Origin of the sequence: Aeromonas sp. R2-4, from assembly GCF_040908365.1 — a bacterium.
Taxonomy (GTDB): Bacteria; Pseudomonadota; Gammaproteobacteria; order Enterobacterales; family Aeromonadaceae; genus Aeromonas; species Aeromonas veronii.
Window position 1 is genome coordinate 1 of sequence record NZ_JBFODO010000021.1, and the last position, 19922, is coordinate 19922.

12 protein-coding genes and 3 tRNA genes are annotated in these 19922 nt (G+C 59.0%); 11 read left to right on the forward strand and 4 right to left on the reverse strand.

Features of this window, described 5'->3' with window-relative positions; genetic code table 11:
• Positions 1–88 (reverse strand) — tRNA-Ser (locus tag AB5Z05_RS10755).
• Positions 89–271: 183 nt separating this feature from the next.
• Entirely contained in the window at positions 272–2008 is a 1737-nt protein-coding gene (gene dauA / locus AB5Z05_RS10760) for a C4-dicarboxylic acid transporter DauA (RefSeq protein WP_005333688.1), read from the reverse strand.
• 487 nt (positions 2009–2495) lie between these two features.
• Here dauA and AB5Z05_RS10765 point away from each other — a divergent pair.
• Together AB5Z05_RS10765 and AB5Z05_RS10770 are read left to right on the forward strand one after the other, a co-directional pair.
• Positions 2496–2571: transfer RNA gene (locus AB5Z05_RS10765), tRNA-Asn, on the forward strand.
• Positions 2572–2575: 4 nt separating this feature from the next.
• Positions 2576–2651, forward strand: a tRNA-Asn gene (locus tag AB5Z05_RS10770).
• Between the two features lie 44 nt (positions 2652–2695).
• Here the strand turns inward: AB5Z05_RS10770 and AB5Z05_RS10775 are convergent.
• Both AB5Z05_RS10775 and AB5Z05_RS10780 read right to left on the reverse strand, forming a co-directional pair.
• The gene (locus tag AB5Z05_RS10775; RefSeq protein ID WP_368151463.1) at positions 2696–3769 is read right to left on the reverse strand and encodes an HNH endonuclease; all 1074 of its coding nucleotides are present in this window, start codon (positions 3767–3769) and stop codon (positions 2696–2698) included.
• Positions 3753–4379, reverse strand: a complete 627-nt coding sequence (locus AB5Z05_RS10780; protein WP_368151465.1) for a class I SAM-dependent methyltransferase — start codon at positions 4377–4379, stop codon at positions 3753–3755. The genes AB5Z05_RS10775 and AB5Z05_RS10780 overlap by 17 nt, the downstream gene beginning before the upstream one ends.
• A gap of 260 nt (positions 4380–4639) precedes the next feature.
• Here AB5Z05_RS10780 and AB5Z05_RS10785 point away from each other — a divergent pair, with 260 nt between their 5' ends.
• The 9 genes from AB5Z05_RS10785 to AB5Z05_RS10825 all read left to right on the forward strand — a co-directional run bounded on the left by AB5Z05_RS10785 (position 4640) and on the right by AB5Z05_RS10825 (position 19868).
• Positions 4640–9838, forward strand: a complete 5199-nt coding sequence (locus AB5Z05_RS10785; RefSeq protein ID WP_368151467.1) for a RecQ family ATP-dependent DNA helicase — start codon at positions 4640–4642, stop codon at positions 9836–9838.
• Between the two features lie 170 nt (positions 9839–10008).
• Positions 10009–10494 (forward strand): YqhA family protein, encoded by a 486-nt coding sequence (locus AB5Z05_RS10790; RefSeq protein ID WP_005333692.1) that lies wholly within the window; start codon positions 10009–10011, stop codon positions 10492–10494.
• Positions 10495–10622: 128 nt separating this feature from the next.
• On the forward strand, positions 10623–11072 hold the full coding sequence (locus AB5Z05_RS10795) for a hypothetical protein (RefSeq protein WP_368151469.1): 450 nt from the start codon (positions 10623–10625) through the stop codon (positions 11070–11072).
• Positions 11073–11076: 4 nt separating this feature from the next.
• Positions 11077–14067, forward strand: coding sequence for a YncE family protein (locus tag AB5Z05_RS10800; protein WP_368151471.1), 2991 nt, complete (start codon positions 11077–11079; stop codon positions 14065–14067).
• Positions 14067–14906: an FTR1 family protein gene (locus AB5Z05_RS10805; RefSeq protein WP_368151473.1), complete on the forward strand. Its 840-nt coding sequence runs from the start codon at positions 14067–14069 to the stop codon at positions 14904–14906. The genes AB5Z05_RS10800 and AB5Z05_RS10805 overlap by 1 nt, the downstream gene beginning before the upstream one ends.
• Before the next feature lie 102 nt (positions 14907–15008).
• Positions 15009–16433 carry an NAD(P)/FAD-dependent oxidoreductase gene (locus AB5Z05_RS10810; protein WP_368151475.1) on the forward strand — a complete coding sequence of 475 codons (1425 nt, stop codon included), beginning with the start codon at positions 15009–15011 and terminating at the stop codon, positions 16431–16433.
• A gap of 126 nt (positions 16434–16559) precedes the next feature.
• A complete protein-coding gene (locus tag AB5Z05_RS10815) occupies positions 16560–17120 on the forward strand; it encodes a hypothetical protein (protein WP_139732316.1) in 561 nt (186 codons plus the stop codon).
• A gap of 200 nt (positions 17121–17320) precedes the next feature.
• Positions 17321–18586 (forward strand): hypothetical protein, encoded by a 1266-nt coding sequence (locus AB5Z05_RS10820; protein WP_368151551.1) that lies wholly within the window; start codon positions 17321–17323, stop codon positions 18584–18586.
• 70 nt (positions 18587–18656) lie between these two features.
• Positions 18657–19868 carry a Bcr/CflA family multidrug efflux MFS transporter gene (locus tag AB5Z05_RS10825; RefSeq protein WP_042055658.1) on the forward strand — a complete coding sequence of 404 codons (1212 nt, stop codon included), beginning with the start codon at positions 18657–18659 and terminating at the stop codon, positions 19866–19868.
• The last annotated feature ends 54 nt before the right edge of the window (positions 19869–19922 follow it).

Below are 19922 nucleotides of genomic sequence, written 5' to 3' on the forward strand. Positions count from 1 at the left end.
TGGCGGTGAGGGAGGGATTCGAACCCTCGATACGTTGCCGTATACACACTTTCCAGGCGTGCTCCTTCAGCCACTCGGACACCTCACCAAATTTTTGCTCACTGCTTTATGTGCTTGAGCTGCACATTCGCTTGCGGACCATGCCGCGGCGACGGGGCGTAATGTAAGGGATACGATGGCTTTTGGTCAATGCAATTTTTTACTTTTTGCGTTCGTTTGCTCAATATCCGAACCAAGTGACCAAAAATATGCCGTTTCGTATCCCTTTCAATCAATTTACTGCCGCTTCGTGCAAATGTTCACCTTTGAGCGCCTCTTCCAGCGAGCCGTAGAATTCCAGCTTGCCGGGCTGCGGCCGTACCTTGGCACGGGCCAGGGTCTTGAGCGGTTGGAACTGCAACTCGGCCACCCGCAACTCGACACCGGCTTTAGCCATCTGCTTGCCAAAGTGGAGGAAGGCAGACAGGCCGCCCGCATCGAGGATGGAAACCGCCTCCATCTGCAACACCAGCACCTTGTGTCCTTTCACTTGCGCTTCCAGCTCGGCAAAGACCCGTTCGGCCGCTGCGAAGAAGAGCGGACCGTTGATCTTGTAGAGCAGGCCGTTGTCCGGCACCTCATGGGCATAGCGCTTGTGCTCGGCCAAATCGTGCAGTTTGGTCATCTTGGCGATTTCGCGCATAAAGAGCAGGGATGCCAGGATCACCCCGAAGGTGATGGCGATGACCATGTCGAAAATGACGGTGAGTGACAGGCAGACCAGCAGCACCAGCACATCGGATTTGGGGGCGCGACGGATCAGCTCCACCACCTTGTGCGCTTCACTCATGTTCCAGGCCACGATGAGCAGCAAGGCAGCCATGGCCGAGAGCGGCAACCAGGAGAGCCAGGGGGCCAGCACCAGAATGGCGGCCAGCACCACCAGCGCATGGACGATCCCCGAGATGGGGGACGTAGCGCCGGCACGCACGTTGGCGGCAGAGCGGGCGATGGCAGCGGTAGCGGTAATGCCGCCAAAGAAGGGGGCGAAGATGTTGCCAAGCCCCTGCCCCACCAGCTCGGCGTTGGAGCTGTGTTTGCGACCGGTCATGCCATCGAGCACCACGGCGCAGAGCAGCGATTCGATCGCCCCCAGCATCGCCATGGAAAAGGCGGCAGGCAGCAGCCGCTCAACAGCCGCCAGGTTCCATTCAACTGGCAAGCCATCCGGTCCGGGCAAGGCCCAGGGCATCACCAGGGTCGGCGCGATGGGCGGGATCCCCATCCCCTGGGTGCCATCGGCCAGGGTATAGCTGAACTTGCTGCCGATGGTGGCCACATCCACCCCAAAGTAATGGAGGCCAAAACCCAGACCTACCCCGACCAGCACCGCGGGCAAGTGGCCGGGCACCGGCAGACGCAGGCGCGGCCAGAGCAGCAGCACAGCCAGCGTTGCGACCCCCACCAGGGTATCGCCCCACTGCCAGCTTGGCAGGGCGGCGGCCAGCGCCTCGACCTTGCCCAGATAGGTTTCCGGCATCTCGGGCACGCTTAGGCCAAAGAAGTCCTTGATCTGCAAGGTGGCGATCACGATGGCGATACCACCGGTAAAGCCCAGCGTCACTGACGGGGGAATGTACTCGATAAGGCGGCCAAGACGGGCCATCCCCATCGCCACCAGAAAGAGGCCTGAGATAAGCGTCGCCATCAACAGACCACCAACCCCGAACTGCTGGGCGACCGGGTAGAGGATCACTACAAAGGCAGCGGTCGGGCCGGAGATGGAGTAACGGGAGCCACCGGTCACGGCGATCACGATACCGGCGATGATGGCGGTATAGAGACCGTGTTGCGGCGGTACACCGCTGGCGATGGCCAGCGCCATGGCGAGCGGGATGGCGATGATGCCCACCGTCACACCGGCGATAAGATCACGGCCGAAGCGGGCCATGCTGTAGGGTTCATCAATACAGGACTGGCGTAAGGCTATGGCGAGCTTCACGCTATTTAAAGAGGCTTGCTTGTGCATGTATATCGTAATACCAGAAGAGGGAGATAAAGGCCGGAGAGATCCGGCGCCCGATCATCATCAAGGGCCGGCAGGGCTGTCGACGCGGCGATGGTATCCTGCGTAACCTTACTCCAGACGGGCCATTTTTTCGATGGGCAGGATCAATGAAACGCGCGCTCACCCATTATTTGGCCTATTTGCCGCCAAATCGCCGATCTTGACTCCAGCTATCCCCCTTTTAGCCACAAAGATTACCATTTGAGCCTCATCGGATTGCCAGCACGTTCGCGACATCATGCTGTCATCATCAGGTTGATGCGAACCGAACCAATGCCCCCTGCGCCGGTTGGGGGGAGCGATGGCAAGGGACTGATTGTGCTGAAAATAAACCGCAAAGCGCAACTTTTGGGCAAACAATCCGAAAATCCGGTTTTCGGGAAATTCGCGGGTTGACACCCGCCGCCCTGGTCATTAATATTCGCCCCGTCTTAACGAGACAGGCAATTCCTCCTTAGTTCAGTCGGTAGAACGGCGGACTGTTAATCCGTATGTCACTGGTTCAAGTCCAGTAGGAGGAGCCACTTTTCCCTCGTAGTTCAGTCGGTAGAACGGCGGACTGTTAATCCGTATGTCACAGGTTCAAGTCCTGTCGAGGGAGCCAAATTCTAAAGCCCAGCCTTTTGGCTGGGCTTTTTCGTATCTGCCTCAGAAGAGTCTAGAGAAGCCTAGATTACTCATCCCCACACTGGGGGCTGTCACGTCCACAAACAGGCCAATACCACGCCACAACCTGGCATGCTCAAGGAGTGCTTGCTGATAGGCCCAAGTGGCGATGGCAGTAGAACGCTCGACATCGACGCTCACCAGAGGGGCCAGCTCGTCCGTGAGGTACGCCCCGTGAGTCAGGATATTCTGCTCATACCAAGCATCCCTGTGCTCGGGAGCGGCAAGAAAATCCCGTTTGCTCCGGTTACAGTTGGCGTGTGCCAGTACGAAGTTGTGGCCCAAATCGATTGGATAACGACGCCAGGGGATGAAATGGTCTACCTCACCACTCCCGTGTATCGCCTTGTTACAGTAAAAACAGGTTCCTCCCTGCAAGTCCCTCAATACCTCTCCTACTCGCCCCAGTGCCTGACGGCTTGAACCAAATAGAAAATTCTCCAACCCCACACTTGGGCCAATCAGTGGCTGATTACCCTTGATGTCGCAGATAAGCTGTAACCAATGCTGTCGGGAGAGGGAGACCACCAGATCGTAAAAGCGGTGGAGACAGTAGAGAATGCCGGGGTTAAGGCAGATATGATCCGCGCCCCTTTGATGAGGATCGAGGTGGCACTCCTCTCGCCCACCCAGGATCTGCAGACGCCACAAGGGTCCCTCAACAAGGATGCGCCGAACTCGGGCAAGAAGAGGCCGCCAGGCGTCGTGACGACGCAGTGCAGTTACCGAGCGGACCCCCTCTTCACGCAGCCGGGACAACTCCGTCAGCATGATGGCCTGACGACCGCTGCTCTGTTTGAGCAAGGTGGCCGTTTCTCCCGTCGCCGAGTAGGGCAGACTGTGCTGCCAATAGAGCTCCACAAACTTGGTGGCCAGTTCGTCCAGCGTAATAGTGCGCGCCGCCATCAGCTCATGGGTCTCGGTACTGCGCTCAATTGCGATATCTGCAATCCCGTGAAGCAAGGCGCACTTGTAAGTGGCAACAAAATCGCCTTCGGTAAAGATGCGTTGCAGATAGGCAATAAAAGAGAGTTGCTGCTCAGGGGAAGCGTGCATGTTCGCCTCCAAGGATCAGACTCTGCCAACTCAAGCCGCTACGCGCCAAGGCATCCCCCAGTGGTTCTGACACATGGAGAAGTGTCATCCCCCCCTCCAATGCAAGCCGCTCCACTTCATCGACAGCTACCGGATACATGGCTCGCTCCCGCATCTCCTGCTCCGAGATAACCAGGCGCAGACTCAGTACCAGATAACCATCTGGTGAGAGCAGCTCATGAAGACGTGCCAGAGCCAAGGGACGAGACTTCGGGGGTAGATGCATCCAGACAGCACTGAGCAAAATCAGATCAAAAGTACCGGTCACGCGAGAGAGAGCCGGCATAGCATCATTGACCCACGCCACCGCAGCCTCACAGGTATGACATTGCCCCTGCGCAGCAAGTGCCTGACATGGCTCGACAGCGACCACCATGTTGCCCTGATGGAGCTCGGCTAAAAACGCGGCATCCCGACCACTGCCGGCCCCTACATCGAGTAACCAGCGCGGTGCCGCAAGGAGCCAAGGCTCCAGCAGTGTGAGCCAGTCGCCGTGAACGGCGCGCGCAGATACCTGTTGGTAACGAGTCGCCAATTCGGTGGCATGGCACTGGTAGTAGTCGAGGGACACAATGCGTTCCGAACGGAGAAGGAAGTAAAATAATCTCACAAGATCAGTTAGTTGGCCATGGCCAGAACGACACTATCCCAACATGAACGATTAATCGGGCAGCGGCATTTACAAAACCGGGTGTCCGCCAAAAGAACCGCGGCCAGAGGGCTCTGAATGATGCCATCATTCAACATTTCGGGTAATATTCGGCCAACTCACTGATCTCTTGGCACTTATTATCGCCATGAGAGGTCAACGCCAGATGGAGATGGCTATTAATGAACTCGACTGATGTCGTGACCCTGTTTGGGGATGACAAGATTCTTTCCTTTGACCTTGAACTGACCCGGGACGAAAAACTCCGTCATCTGGGGGCGCTCCTGGCTGGTCGTGAACTCAATCTCAAGGGCCCGCAGGATCTCGCACTCAAGGAGTTAAATGCGCTGGCACAAAGGGCGGATGTGATCCTTGGTCACAATATTCTCGATTTTGATCTCCCCTGGTTGGCCAAACAGGCTGTACGCCCTCAGTTACTTCTCGAAAAGCCGGTAATAGATACCCTCTATCTATCTCCCCTTGCCTTTCCCAAAAACCCCTATCACCGCTTGGTCAAGGATTACAAACTGGTTCGAGATACCCTCAATGACCCGGTCGCGGATGCAAGGCTCGCATTGCAGATTTTCTCGGAACAGCTGATAGCACTACAAGCCTTACCCCTGTCCCAATTGCAGCTTTATCAATATCTGTTTGACCAGGGAGTCATAGCGCAATTTAACACTCAGGGTCTGTCACTGGTGTTTGCCAGACTGACAGACCGCCCGCCAGTGCGGGTCTCGGAGCTACCCACTCTCATCAAGAGCATTGCCCATGAGAAAGCGTGCCCCAATCAGCTCAACCGAGTAATTGGTGATGCCCTGCGTCAACCCATGCTGTTGTTACCATTGGCTTATGCCTGCGCCTGGTTGCCCGTGTCCGGCGGGAACTCCGTATTGCCCCCCTGGATTTGGCGCCGCTTCCCCCAGACCGCAGAAATCATTCACACAGTTCGTGAACGTCACTGCGGTCATGCTGACTGCAGCTATTGTAAGGAGAACCACGACGCACGCCGCCATCTGCAGCGAATTTTCGAGCTCGACAACTTTCGCAACCTGCCTGATGGGACACCATTGCAGAAGACCTTGATCGAGGAAGCCATGGCTGGCGTCGCATTGCTCGGCATACTCCCAACCAGCGGTGGCAAGTCGCTCTGCTACCAGCTCCCGGCACTGGTGCGTAACCAGCGAAGCGGTGCTCTCACGGTCGTGATATCCCCCCTGCAGGCACTGATGAAAGATCAGGTGGACAACCTTAAACACAAGGCCGGTATTGAAGGGGTTGCCGCTATCTCGGGGCTGCTGACGCTACCAGAGCGAGGCGCGATTCTTGAACAGATCCGCATGGGGGATATCGCCTTGCTCTATATCTCCCCCGAGCAGTTGCGCAACCGCACAGTCAAACAAGCAATACGACAACGTCAGATCGGTGGCTGGGTATTTGACGAAGCGCACTGCCTGTCGAAATGGGGACATGATTTTCGCCCTGACTATCTCTACTGCGCCAAGGCCATCGCCACAATTGCCAAGGAACAGCAGGTCCCCATGCCTCCTGTCTTCTGCTATACCGCGACCGCCAAACCGGATGTGATTGAGGATATTTGCGCCCAGTTTCTCGATAAACAGCCCCGACCTCTTCTCAGACTGGAAGGCGGGGTTGAACGTACCAACCTCGAATATGCCGTCGTTGAGTGTCCCGGTCTCAATAAACAGGGCCATATCCTTAACCTGCTCGAGCAGTTCTTTGGTGAGGAAAAGCCCGGCTCCTGCGTTATCTACTGCGCAACGAAGCGCAGCGTGGACGAGCTGGCCGATTTCCTCGGTCAGCAACAATCCCTCCCTGTCTCGCGCTTTTACGCCCGAATGGACAGTGCACAGAAAAAAGCGACTCTCGAACAATTTATCAATGGCGAGATCCGGGTAATCTGCGCGACTAACGCCTTCGGGATGGGGATAGACAAGGATGATGTGCGTTTGGTGATCCATGCCGATATCCCCGGCTCCCTCGAAAACTATCTACAGGAAGCGGGACGAGCGGGACGCGATACAGCACAAGCTCACTGCGTACTGCTGTTTGATGAACAGGATATCGAGAAACAGTTCCAGCTCGAGGCCATGAGTGAAGTCAGCCTGCGCGATATCAAACAGATCCTGCGCGGAATAAGACTCAGGGCCAGCAAAGGAGGCAAGCAGGAGAACAACTCGCCACTGGTCGCCACCAGTGCAGAGCTCATCAACCAGCCAGAGGTAGAAACCAGCTTCGCTGCCGATGACAGCAATGCGGATACCAAAGTCAAGACAGCTATTGCCTGGCTCGAACGAGCGGGCTATCTGGAACGCAGTGACAACATCACTCAGGTATTTCAGGGGCGCCCTCTGTTTGCTTCCACAGAAGAGGCGATGAAAAGGGTTGAGAGTCTGAAACTGGCCCCCAAGGCCAAAGCCATATGGCAAGCGGTTATCCAGGCGCTGATGAGTGCTGCCGACGATGATGGCCTCAGTGCCGATACCATCGCCGAAGAAGCAGGCCAATACATGGCAGACAAGGGAAGTGGTGTTCAGGCCAGCGAAGTGATGCGGGTACTCACCCAGATGGCGGATGTCGGTCTTCTCTCTCAGGGGATGTTACTGACTACCTGGCTTCGCCCCAAAGGAAGAGACAATGCCCGGGTGCTCTGCGGGCAAGTACACAGCATTGAAAAGGCGATGCTGGACACCTTGCGTGAAAAAGAACCCGAACCTGATACAGGGCAAGGGCTGATCTTTAACATTCGACTGGTCAATCAGGCCATCAAAGATCTGGGGCATGAGCGGTGTAACCCTGGCTTGCTGCGCAATTTGCTGACCAGCTGGGCCCAGGATGGTCGCTCGGGGGGCGAGAAAGGCGCCATTGATGTCAAATATCTCTCTCGGGATCTTTACCAACTCACCTTCAACCGAACCTGGTCCCAGATTGAGCAGACAATTGATCAACGCCATCGAGTCACAGGCGCCACCCTCGATTTTCTCTACACCCTGTTGGCAAGCAGCGAAGAGAGTGTCCAGCGCCAAGTGATGCTGTCATTTGCCCTGGAACAACTGGTCAAATACCTGCGAGAAGACATGGATGTGGCTCAGCTAATGAACAAGCGGGAGGCAAGCAGCCAGCAGGAGTGGTTGCTCAAAGGGGCAGAGCGGGCACTGCTCTACCTGCATGAGCAACACGCCATCGTGCTGCAAAATGGCCTTGCCGTGTTCCGAAGCGCTATGACCCTCACGCTGACCGCTGAGCGGCAGCAACAATACAACAAGGCAGACTATCAGCCGCTTGAGCATCACTATCGCCAGAAGGTGATTCAGATCCATGTGATGAATGAATACGCCCGCATCAGCCTGGAACACTTCAAGAAAGCCAAAAAGCTGGTGACAGACTACTTCTCCATGGAAGCTGACAAGTTTCTCGGTCACTACTTCAAAGGGCGCAACAAAATCCTGGAGCTGGCGACCAGCGAACACTCCTGGAAGCGCATCGTCGAAGATCTTCACAACCGTTCCCAGGAACAGATCGTCCAAGCACCGCCCGAGCAAAACTTGCTGGTACTGGCAGGGCCGGGGTCAGGCAAGAGCAAGGTGATTATCCACCGCTGCGCCTATCTGATGCGGGTCAAGCAGATCTCCCCATCGCGGATCATGTTGCTCTGTTACAACCATAATGCGGCGATGTCCCTGCGCCGACGCCTGACCGAGTTGCTGGGGCGTGACGGAGCACGGGTCTCGGTATTCACCTTTCACGGTCTCGCAATGAGTCTGACAGGCAATGCGGTGCAAAACCGGACATCCGACGATATCGACTTTACCACCATCATTGATGACGCAATCAAGCTGCTCCGGGGAGAGCAGAACCAGCTCGGTCTCGAATTGGAAGAGCAGCGGGAAAAACTGCTCGGTGGGCTGCAATTTCTGCTCGTCGACGAGTATCAGGACATTGATGAACAACAGTACCAGCTTATCGCGGCACTGGTGGGCAAAAGCGAAGAGGATGAGGAGGCCCGACTGCATCTGATGGCTGTGGGTGATGATGACCAATCGATCTACGCCTTTCGCGACGCGAACGTCAGCTTTATTCGCCGCTTTGAGCAAGACTACAACGCCCAGACTCACTTCCTGACCTGGAACTATCGTTCCACCGCCCACATCATCGAGACCTCCAACCGCCTGATTGAGCACAATCAGGATCGCATGAAGCGTACACATCCCATCGAGATCGACGACAGGCGCAAGATGGAAGTGGCCGGGGGGCACTGGGAGGGGATGGAGACAGCACAGGGTCGCGTCATCATCCAGCAGTGCCAGGATGCAGCCCAACAGGCAGCCGAGGTCGTGAGACATATCGCGCTTATCCGTGAGAAGACTCCCACTTGCCCGCTGGAATCTATCGCCGTGCTGGCCCGTAATGGGCTGGAGAAGGAGGAACTGGCCTGGGTTCGCTCGGCGCTGGCAGATGCCGATATTCCCTGTCGTTTTATTCTGGATAAAGAGAACGGTTTTCCTGTGCATCGCTGCCGTGAAATCTTGCGCTATCAGAATTGGCTACAACAGCAAGGTCATGCCCTGCTGACAGCGGAGCAACTTGCAGCCCCTCTCCCTCCACTCTCACTGGCCAACCGTTGGGAGGAGCTACTGCACAATCTGATTGCTCAATGGCAAGCCAGCCAGGGAGAGCACGCTCTTTCTGCCCACCACTTCCTGATGTTCCTCTACGAGTATTTGAGCGAGCAAAAGCGCCAGATCCGCTTCGGTAAAGGAGTATTGTTAAGTACGGTACATGGGGTTAAGGGGGAGGAGTATCGCCATGTGATACTCCTCGACGGCGGCTGGCAACGCGTAGCGGAGCTATCGAACTGTAACCTGGGAGAGGAGCGGCGTCTCTTCTATGTGGGGATGACACGTGCTATCGAAAGGCTGGTTCTCATGGCTCGCCACGATCAACGTAATCCCCATATTCCACTGATCGCCTCCCACTGCTACGTGCAGAGACCTAACGCAACCCGACCGGATAGACAACGTCGTTTCGCCATGATGGGTATGTCGCAACTGGTGTTGGGATATGCAGGTCACAGTGATGAAGGCCAGACTATTCACAACGAACTGAGAGCGTTGAAAGTAGGCGATGCCGTACGCATTGCCCCCGACAAACAGGACAGGCTCCATGTCTATCACCGCAGTCACAAGATCGCTCGCCTCTCCCTACAGGGAGAAGAAACCTGGAAATTCGATGTGAATACAATCCGCGAAGCCAGAGTGATCGCCTTGGTAGAGCGGCGTAAAGAGCAGGAAAAGGATGAGTATCAACCCAAGATGCGCAGCGAACGTTGGGAGATCCCCATAATCGAGCTGGAGTTATGAACCAAACTGGTAGCCCCCATGCTACCGGGATAGACCTTCACGACTTGCAGCACCAGCTGTGCTGGTACTGCAATAGGTGATAGTGAAAGCTTGGTGACTTGACGACACGTCGCTGCCAATAGCCTCAATTCAGGTCATAATCACCCAGCTTCCCTTACCTTGGAGTTTTTATGCGTCGATTCAATTTCATGCTCAATGGCAGCAGATTGATGATGTTCCCCTTCTACATTGGCATTCTCATCTGCGTGGTATTGCTGATGGTGAAGTTTGCCATGCAGCTCTATCAGCTTTCTGTAAACATTTTCGAGATCCCCTATCTGGATCTCATTACCGGCGTGCTGACCCTGGTGGACTTTATACTGGTGGCCCAGATGCTGATCCTGGTCGCCATCTGTGGCTATGTGCAATTTATCCAGACGGAAGAGCAGCGCGCCTCCCTTAGCAGCAACTGGCTTAGCAAGATCAACTTTGCCTCCCTCAAGCTCATCGTCATCAACTCACTGGTGACCATTGCCGGAGTGGAGGTGCTCAAGGCGTTTCTCGAAGATGGCATCATCAATGAAGTCGATATGAAGTGGTCCGTGGTGGTGTTTCTCGCCTTCTCGCTGGCCGCGCTCATCTATGCGGTGACCGAACGGATGGCGGAGCATAAATAGTCGAGCTTGATCACTGTGCTTGTTCAGCCTTGATTCACCAGCAATACAATTGATAACACTTTTCATTACTCTTACTGCGTTATAAACTTGCTCCCCCCGGGCTGCCCCGCCCGGGTGCTGGAGCATTTATGACAAGCCTTTCTCTCTCACCCCGACAATTCTGGCAGTGGCTGGCCTACCACCATCAGGCCGCCGAGGGCACCCTCTATCTGATGTTCTTCTCCGGCCTGCTGCTGTGGGAACCGCTGACCCCGCTCTGGTCGCTGGCGCGCTGGAATCTGTTCTTGCATGTGATGCTCTCGCTCACCCTGTTTCCGCTGCTGTTTGGCGCCTTCTGGCTCTCCCATCGCAGCTTGTTGAACCGCAGCAACAAACCTTTTTTGCGCACCACGGGGCGGATTATCGAAGCCCTGCTGCTGGTCTGTCTGGCCAGCGGCCTGCTGCTGGTGCTGCACGGCACTCCGGGCGATGCGATGGGCAACCTCGCCAGCTGGGCCCACTGGCTGAGCGCACTGCTGCTCACTCCTCTGGTGCTGCGCCACGCCTGGCGCTGGACCATCTTGAAATGGCGCACCTGATCCCATGCTGAAGTCATCGTTCTCTGCATATTTGTCACCCCTGCTGGCCCTCCTCCTGCTGCTGGCCAGCCCCTTCGCGTTTGCCCAGCAGATGAGTTCAGGGATGCTCGCCTATGAGGAGGGAAGCGCCCCGCGCCTCGTCACCGCCAACCTGAGCGCTGGCTCGGTCACCCTGCTTGAGCGCGATAGCGGCAAGCGGCTCAAAGAGGTGCAGCTGGGTGGCGATCTGCGCCAGCTAGCCCGCGCCGATGATGGCACTCTGCTGGTCACCGACTACAGCGGTGATCGCCTGCTGCTGCTGGATGATGATCTCGATCTGGAAAAGGCGATCCCCACCGGTCATCACCCCTATGGGGTCATCTTCGATGCCAAACGGCAGTGGTTCTGGGTGACGCTGTTCGAATCCGCTCGCCTGCAGGCCTACGACACCGCGGGCAACCTCCAGCTGGATGCAGAAACCGCCGAGACTCCCCGTGGACTAGCCCTGACCAACGACGATCGCCTGCTGCTGACCCACGCCATGACCGGCAAGCTCGCCATCTATGATCTCGCCAAGCTTGGCCACGGCGCCAAGGCGGCTTCGCTTCCCAAGCCCAAGCTCATCACCCTGGCCGAGACCCACAGCGACACGCCGAGCGACTCCCAGGGCCTGCCGCGCCTGCTCGATGGCATCGCCCTCTCCCCTGATGGCAGCGAAGCCTGGCTGCCCCATGTACTGTGGAGCTTCAGCCACCCCTTCCAGTTTCAGAGCACCGTCTTTCCGGCCGTCTCCATCATCGATCTCGATGAGGAGAAAGAGCGGGTTGATGAAAGAAAGCAGCTCTTTTTGCAGATCAATCTGCCCAGCGTCGGCAACCGCAGCCAGATCGTCTCCAACCCGTTTGCAGCCCGATTTGCCGCCGATGGCAAGCGGGTCTATCTGACCCTGGCGGGCTCGGAAGATCTGCTGGTGTTTGACCTCTCCCGCAGCGGCAAGTCCAACAACAACCGCCACCGCCGCAAGAAATTTCAGGGGGGCGCCAAGGCGACCCAGCTCTTGCGTCACCTGCCGGGCCAGAATCCGCGGGATCTGCTGATCGACGGTGACCATATTCTGGTGCACAACGCCATGGGACAGGATCTCACACTCCTCAATAGCGGCGGCAGCGGCCCGTTTGCCCGAGTCACCGTCGATGCGCCCCACTTCGCCAAACTGGTAGAGACGGATCCGCGCCCCGAGCCGCTTCAGCGCGGCGAGCGGCTGTTCAACCTAGGTAACACAGCGTCCAACTCACGCTTCCCCATGGCGGGAGACAACTGGATGAGCTGCAATTCCTGCCATCTGGACGGGTTCAATTTCACCAACCGCTATCTGATGGCGGCCCATCGCCAGAAGAGCGGCGACAACGCCATCAACGGCCACGCCAACCTCACCAACATGGTGGCGGGGGATTTTGTCGGCGAATACCTGCGCATGACCCAGCAGACCCAGGGCGGCATGGGCCATGACACCCGTGATAGGGCCGAGGCAGTTGACCCCGCGAAGCCCCAGCCCGAGGTGAAGGCGATGATGGAGGACTTGCATGCCTTTGTAACCGCTGATGGCAACCTCCCCTATCTCGCCAACTGGCTGCGACTCGATGCCCCGCGCACGGATCCCGCCAAGGCGCCGACCACTCACCCAAAGGAGTGGCTCAACTCCGCCTCCTGCCAGAACTGCCACCAACAGGCCTTCAAAGATTGGAGCGAGAGCAACCACCGACTAATGGGCAACTCCCATCCCTACTACAAGGTGGTGCAGGCGCTGGCCCGCGAAACCGAAGGGGAAGCGTTCGGTCAGTGGTGCCAAGGCTGCCATATGCCCCAGCAGGTGATGACAGGCCAGCTGGACCTGCCCAAGGGCTCCCACATGTTCGAGCAGGGCGGCGCCTCGCTGATTGCCGCCCACAAGGCTGGCGAACCTGTGGTGGAGGAAGGGACCGGCTGTGTGCTCTGCCATCGCATCACCAAGGTAGAAGACGCGGGCGGCAACAGCGCCTTTACCGTGAATTTGAAAGACCGCGAGAGCTATGTGTTCGAGGATGCCCCGGGCGGCAGCCTCCAGCATTGGCTGGCCGAGCGGCAGATCAACGCCCGTCCGGCGACCCACAAAGCCTCCTATCAGAAAGATTTTTACCGCGACGCGGCTCTGTGCAAGTCGTGCCACAACGAGTTTGCACCGGGCACCGGCGCTAATATCGTCAACACTTGGGATGAGTGGGAAAAATCCAGCTTCGCGAACTCTGACGATCCCGCCAAGCGGCGCACCTGTATCGACTGCCATATGAACCCGGAGCCGGGCAATGGCGGTGCGCCGGTGGCGGGCCAGTCCACCGAAAACGGCACCATGAAGGCGCGGCTCTATCGCCACAACTTTACTGGTGCCCAGCACCAGCTGGTGGGGCTGCGCAATCCCGACCTTGAACAGGAGAGTCTGGCCCTGCTGCGCTCCAGCGCGACCCTCTCCGCCCGTATCGAACAGGCTGCCGATAGTCAGCAGCTGGTGGTGCGGGTCGCCAATACCGGCGCGGGCCATGCCCTGCCCACCGGGGTGGCCGATTTTCGTGAACTATGGCTGGAGCTGACCGTCACCGACGCCAGCGGCAAGGTGGTGCTTGCCAGCGGCCAGCCGGTGGATGGCGCTGTCCCTGAAGATGCGCGACTGTTTCGCAAAGTATTCGGTGATGCAGAGGGCAAGCCGGTGGGGCTCAAGTTCTGGCGCTACGCCAAGCTCTTGGAAGATACCCGCATTCCGGCCGATGGCTGGCGCGATGAAGTCTGGCCGCTGCCCGCAGAAGCCCAAGGGCCCTTCAAGGCCGATATCAAACTCAATTTCCGCACCTACCCCAAGTGGGTCAATGATGCGGTGCGCGCCGCCGAGCCGAGCTTGCCGGAGCCACCCATAGTGCAGCTAAATCGGTTGCAACTTGCCTTGCAGCCTCTTCCCGTCACGCCCGCTACGGAGCCTCAATCCTGATGTTTGCAAGTTTTCTCATTACCCTGCGCGAGGGGCTGGAAGCCTTCCTGCTGGTCGGCATCTGCCTCTCCTACCTCGCCAAGCTGGGGGCGAGCCGCTACAACAAGTTCATCTATCTGGGGGTGGGGCTTGGCCTTATCGCCTCACTTGTCGTCGCCTTCCTGTTCCAGGTGGTGGTGAGCCAGTTCGAGAGCGAGCGTTACAACTACCTCTTGATGGCGGGGATCCTGATGTTTGCCACTCTGGTGCTCACCTATATGGCGATCTGGATGCAAAAACAGGCCAAATCCCAGGTGGGGGCCATGACAGCGCGCATCGATGCGGCCATCGATGGCGGCAACCTGTTTGGTCTGGTGCTGCTCGCCTTCCTGGCGGTGATGCGCGAAGGGTTTGAAACCGTGCTCTTCTTCTCCGCCCTGCTCTATTCGGGCCAAGGGGTCGATCTGCAATCCGGCCTGATGGGCGCGCTGGCGGGGCTGCTGGTCTCCATCGCGCTGGTGTGGGGGCTGCTGCGCTCCACCCGCAAGGTGGCGCTGGCCCCTTTCTTCCGCTGGACCGGCCTGCTTATCATCATCATCGCCGCAGGCTTGCTCTCGTCCGCCGTCAACATGTTGCAAGCGGCAGACATCATCACCTTCTGGACCACGCCGGTGTTCGATATCAGCCACATTCTCGACGATCAGGGGGTATTTGGTACCTTCTTGCGCGCCCTGTTTGGCTACAATGCCTCACCCGCTGGCTTGCAGCTGCTGACCTGGGCCCTCTATCTGGCGATCTTCGTTACCCTCTGGCAGCGCAGCTATCGCCCGCAGGTGAGCTCCGCATCCAGCAAGGGCTGAGCCCGCATGCCATGTGGTAGCAAGGCCACGGGGTAATAACACCATTCGGGAGCCGCGCCTTGGCGCGGTTCCCTTATCTATCAAGCAGTTTCGGAATAGGTCATGAGCGATAACAACAAGAAAAGCATTGCGGTACTGGGTGCCGGCCCCGCCGGTTTGATGGCGGCCTGGCGCCTGCGCCGCGCCGGTTTTGCCGTCACCCTGTTCGAGCAGGAGCCGGTGGTCGGCGGCATGTGCGCCACCCAGACCTTCAAGGGGCGCGATGGGGAGTATCGCTTCGACTACGGCGGTCACCGCTTTATCACCAAAAACCCCGAGCTGCTCGCCTTTATCGACGAGCTGATGGGGGATGACCTGCTCCACGCCGAACGCAAGAGCGTGATCCGCTTTGGCGGGCGCACCTATGACTACCCCTTGAACCTGCCCAACCTGCTCAAGACGGCGCCGCTCGCCCTGATGGCCGGTGCGGTGAAAGACTTGCTGCAGTTGCCCTTTAGCAAGAAGCCGGATGATTTTGCCAAGGCGAGCTTTGCCGAGTGGATCCAGAGCCACTTCGGTCGCACCCTCTACTGCCAGTTTTTCGAGGGCTACACCGGCAAGTTGTGGGGCATCAATCCGGACAAGCTCTCCGCCGACTGGGCCGGCCAGCGCATCAGCCTCATCGATCTCAAAGACGTGGCCCGCCGCCTGCTGCCAAAACGCAACGGGAGTATCTCGGTGCGCACCTATGCCCGTAAATACCGCTACCCCAAATATGGCTTCGGCCAGATATTCACCACTCTGGGGGAGCGACTGGTGGCAGAGGGCGTTGAGCTCAAAACTGGCGCCACCATCACCCGCCTTGAGCAGGCCGATGGCCGCATCGAACGGGTGTATTGGAAACAAGATGACATTGAACAGAGCGAACGCTTTGATCAGGTGATCTCCACCCTGCCGCTGCCGCTCACCTGCCAGCATCTTGGCTTGCCGTGCGATCTGCACTACCGGTCGCTTCGCTTCGTCAATATGCCGCTTAAAACAGAGAACCTGTCGGACAACACCTGGCAGTACCTCTCAGACCCCCACATTCTGGCCACCCGCCTGCAGGAGCCGCGCCGCCGCAGCCCCTTTATGGCGCCACAGGGCCAGACCTCGGTGATGCTGGAGATCCCCTGCAATCCGGGGGATGCCACCTGGCAGGCGCCGCTCTCTGACCTGCGCGGTCGGGTCACCGCCGATCTGGCGAGCCTTGGCGTCGATACCGCCAAGCTTGGTGAAGAGACCTTCGAAGCCCGCAGCGAATACGCCTATCCACTGATGGATCTCGGCTATCAGGCGCGCCGCAACGAAGCCATCAAGGCGCTGATGCCGATCAGTAACCTCATCATGACCGGCCGTCAGGGGACATTCCGCTACATCTTCACCGACACCGCCATGGAGATGGGGATGATGGCCGCCGACATGGTGATCGATGGGGTGGACAGACGCCACGCCATCTTCAACCATCGCAACGAAAACACCGTGATCGAAACCCAGAGCGTGGCGTGAGGCTTGTCGGTGTCCAACAGGTAGACAGACGCCGCAACACCTTTAACCATCGCAACGAAAATACCGTGATTGAAACCCAGAGCGTGGCCTGAGTGCCGCGCCATTGGCATAAGTAAGGAGAACAGGATGACCATCCGCCCGGGTTTACTCGCCCTTACCCTGCTGCTGACACTCAGCGGGCAGGCGCAGGCTTACTCCTACGCCGCCGCCGGCAAGGAGCCACTGATCGACGCCCGCGAGGCACTGCTGGGCGCCGCCACTGGCGGCAAGGATGCCAGCGCTACCTTGAGCGAGATTGCCGAGGAGCTGACCTATCTGGAGCAACACCACAAGGTGGAGCTGCAAGGGCCGCTGGGCGCCGCTATCAAGGCCAAAGATGCCGCAGCCACCGCCGCCCTGCTCAACCGCGCCTACAAGGCGGAGATCGAGCGCCGCCTGGAAGGGGCCAGCCAGAATCTTGGCGACTACCAGACCGCCAAAGTCTTGGTGGTCAAGAGCAAGCGCTTCCTCGATCTGATCCTCCCCTCTCTCAACGAAGGGGATCGCAAGGCGGCCGAGCAGGCGCTGGCCAAGGTGCTGGATGCCATCGGCAACCCGGGGGTATTCGGGGTGGGTGCCAAGCCTGCCAATGCCGCCGCCTTTAGCGATGCAGAAAAAGCGCTGATGGCCGTGCTGGCACCGCTTTGATGGCAACCTGCCAATCATTGCGCCATCTCGCTGTGACAAACGGTGGGTTTCGCTTCGCTCTACCCACCCTACGCACGGCCAGCCGATAAATGCACCCGGACGCCGGTTTGCCCCCTTCTCCCCTTGCGGGAGAAGGGCTGGGGATGAGGGGGAAGGCAACGTATCGGCGTTGGCCTTCCCCCTTCTCCACCACCATTTGGCTGCTCATTCTGCTGCAACTGGCCTGGCTTGGCTGGCTGCTGGCCTTTCCGGTGGCCCTCGATTCCGACGATGCCCTCAATTTTGCCCACGGGGTGACGCGCTTTAGCGTGCTGGAGTTCTCCCCCCACTTTCCGGGCTACCCCGCCTTTATCTGGCTGGCGCGGCTGATCAATCTGGCGGTAGACGATCCGGCCCGTGCGGTGCAGTGGGCAAGCCTGCTCGGTAGCAGTTTGCTGGCGCCGCTCGCCGCCTTGCTGGCGATGAGATTGTGGCAACGGCCAAGCCTGCTGGCGCCCGTTTGGTTGCTGGTGCTGGCACTGCCGCTCACCCCGACGCTGGCGCTCTCCGGCCTTTCGGATGGACCCGCGCTCGCCGCCTGGCTTGGAACGCTGCTGGCCTTGCAGCAGCGCAGAATTGCACTGGCGGGTCTGTTACTGGGCCTTATGCTGGCGCTGCGCCCCTCCTATTTTGTGCTGGCCCTGCTGCCGCTTTGGCTCGGGATGGCGCAGCAGGGCACCCGCGTCAGGTTTGTGCTCTCCATCGTGCTGGTGGGGCTTATCAGCCTGCTGTTTGTCTGGCAGGCCGATGGCTGGGCCTACTTCAGCGAGGGGCGCCGCTTTACCGACGGCCACTTTACCCTGTGGGGCAACACGGCGGCGGCCCATGGCGATCGGCTGCTGAGCTGGGCGAGCACCTTCAACGATCAGCTCACCCCGCTCTGGCCGCTGTTGATGGCGGCTTTGCTGGTACTGCCGCTTTGGCAAAGAGCAAAAAACCACCCTGCCGCCCTCTCCCCACTCTGGACACTCTACTGGCTCGCCCTGCTGCTCTGGACCCTGTTTGGCCAGAACCCCGACAATCCCCGCCATCTGGCCCCCATCACCCTGCTCGGTCTCGTGCTGCTGGCGGGTTGGCTGCCGCGCCGTGCTGAGTGGGTGGCCGCGGTCGCCGGATTGCTGCTGCTCGGCGCGACCTTCACCCTGCCCCGTCCGCCCGCCATGGTGCAGGCAGCAAGGCTGGCAGAAACAACGTGCCCGGCGCTGGTGACCCAGTGGGGGGTAAGATTGCTGCGGGAGACCACGGCACTGCCGGTCACGGACGGCTGGTACAAGGGGGATGCGGCGCTGGCGCTCTCTCGGGGAGCCTGCCGCCTCAGTCGCCGCCCCATTGCCGCAAGCGAAATGCCCACTGCGGTGCGCCAGCACTGGTCTGCCCCGCGCTTTGCCGCCGAGCCCGGACTCTGGCTCGCCATACCGGATCCATAGCTGCGACAAAACTGATAGACTGCTTTTTTCGCGCTTTTCAACCCGACGTTTCGCATCAACTGGACACCCTATGCCCCAATCGCCAACAGCTCAGGCTGCCGCCCTCTCCCCCCGTTTCCTGTTTATCCTGCTCGGCGCTCTGGCGGGTCTGACCCCGCTGGCGGTGGATATGTATCTGCCCGCTATTCCGGCCATCGCCCGGGATCTGGCCACCAGCATCGACGGCGCCCAGCTCACCATCAGCGCCTTTTTGGGCGGCTTTGCCATCGGCCAGCTCTTCTACGGCCCGCTGGCCGACAGCTATGGCCGCAAGCCGGTGATCCTGGCGGGGCTGGTGATGTTTGCCATCGCCTCGGTGGGCTGTGCCATGGCGGACTCCCTGCCTGAATTGCTGGCCTATCGGATGTTGCAGGCGGCGGGCGGCGCGGCGGGCTCTGTGGTGGTCAATGCCCTGCTGCGCGATCTGTTCGAGAAGGATGCGTTTTCTCGCGCCATGTCGTTCGTCATTCTGGTGATGACCCTGGCGCCGCTGGTGGCCCCTGTGGTGGGCGGCTATATCAGCGCCCACGCCGACTGGCGGGTGATCTTCTGGCTGCTGGTGGGGATCAGCCTGCTGATCTGTCTGGTGATGCAGTGGAAAATTCAGGAAACCCTGAAACCGGAGCACCGTCAGCCGCTTAATCTGGGCCAGATCCTCAAAAACTACTGGGGGGTGCTCTCCCATCGCGGCGCCATGGGTTATGTGCTGTGCGGCTCCCTCTCCAGCTCCGGCATGTTCGCTTTCTTAAGCGGCTCCCCTTACGTCTATATCGAGTACTTCAAGGTGCCGACCGAGCACTACGGCTGGCTGTTTGGCCTCAATATTCTGCTGATGATGGTGGTCACCTTCGTCAACAGCCGACTGGTGAAAGGGGTGGGCGCCGAGCGGATGCTGCAATACGGTCTGCTGGTGCTGCCCTGCGCGGGCGCTCTGCTGGTCTACAACGCCTGGAGCCAGACCGGCGGCCTGTGGGGCATCGTCATTCCGGTGGTGCTGTTTGTCGGCCATATCAGTCTGGTGGGCGCCAACGCCATGACCGGCCTGATGGGCCACTTCCCCCAATCTGCGGGCACCGCATCGGCACTGGCAGGCACCCTGCGCTTTGGTATCGGCGCCCTGGTCGGTATTCTGGTCAACCTCAATCCGCCCCACTCGCCGCTGCCCATGGCCATCGCCATCGCCTGCTGCGGCGTGGGTTCAACCCTGAGTTACTGGCTGCTGACCGGCAAGCGAGGCGATTGATCCCCCTCCCTCCTGTCAGGAAAACGAAAGAGGCTTCCGTCAACGGAAGCCTCT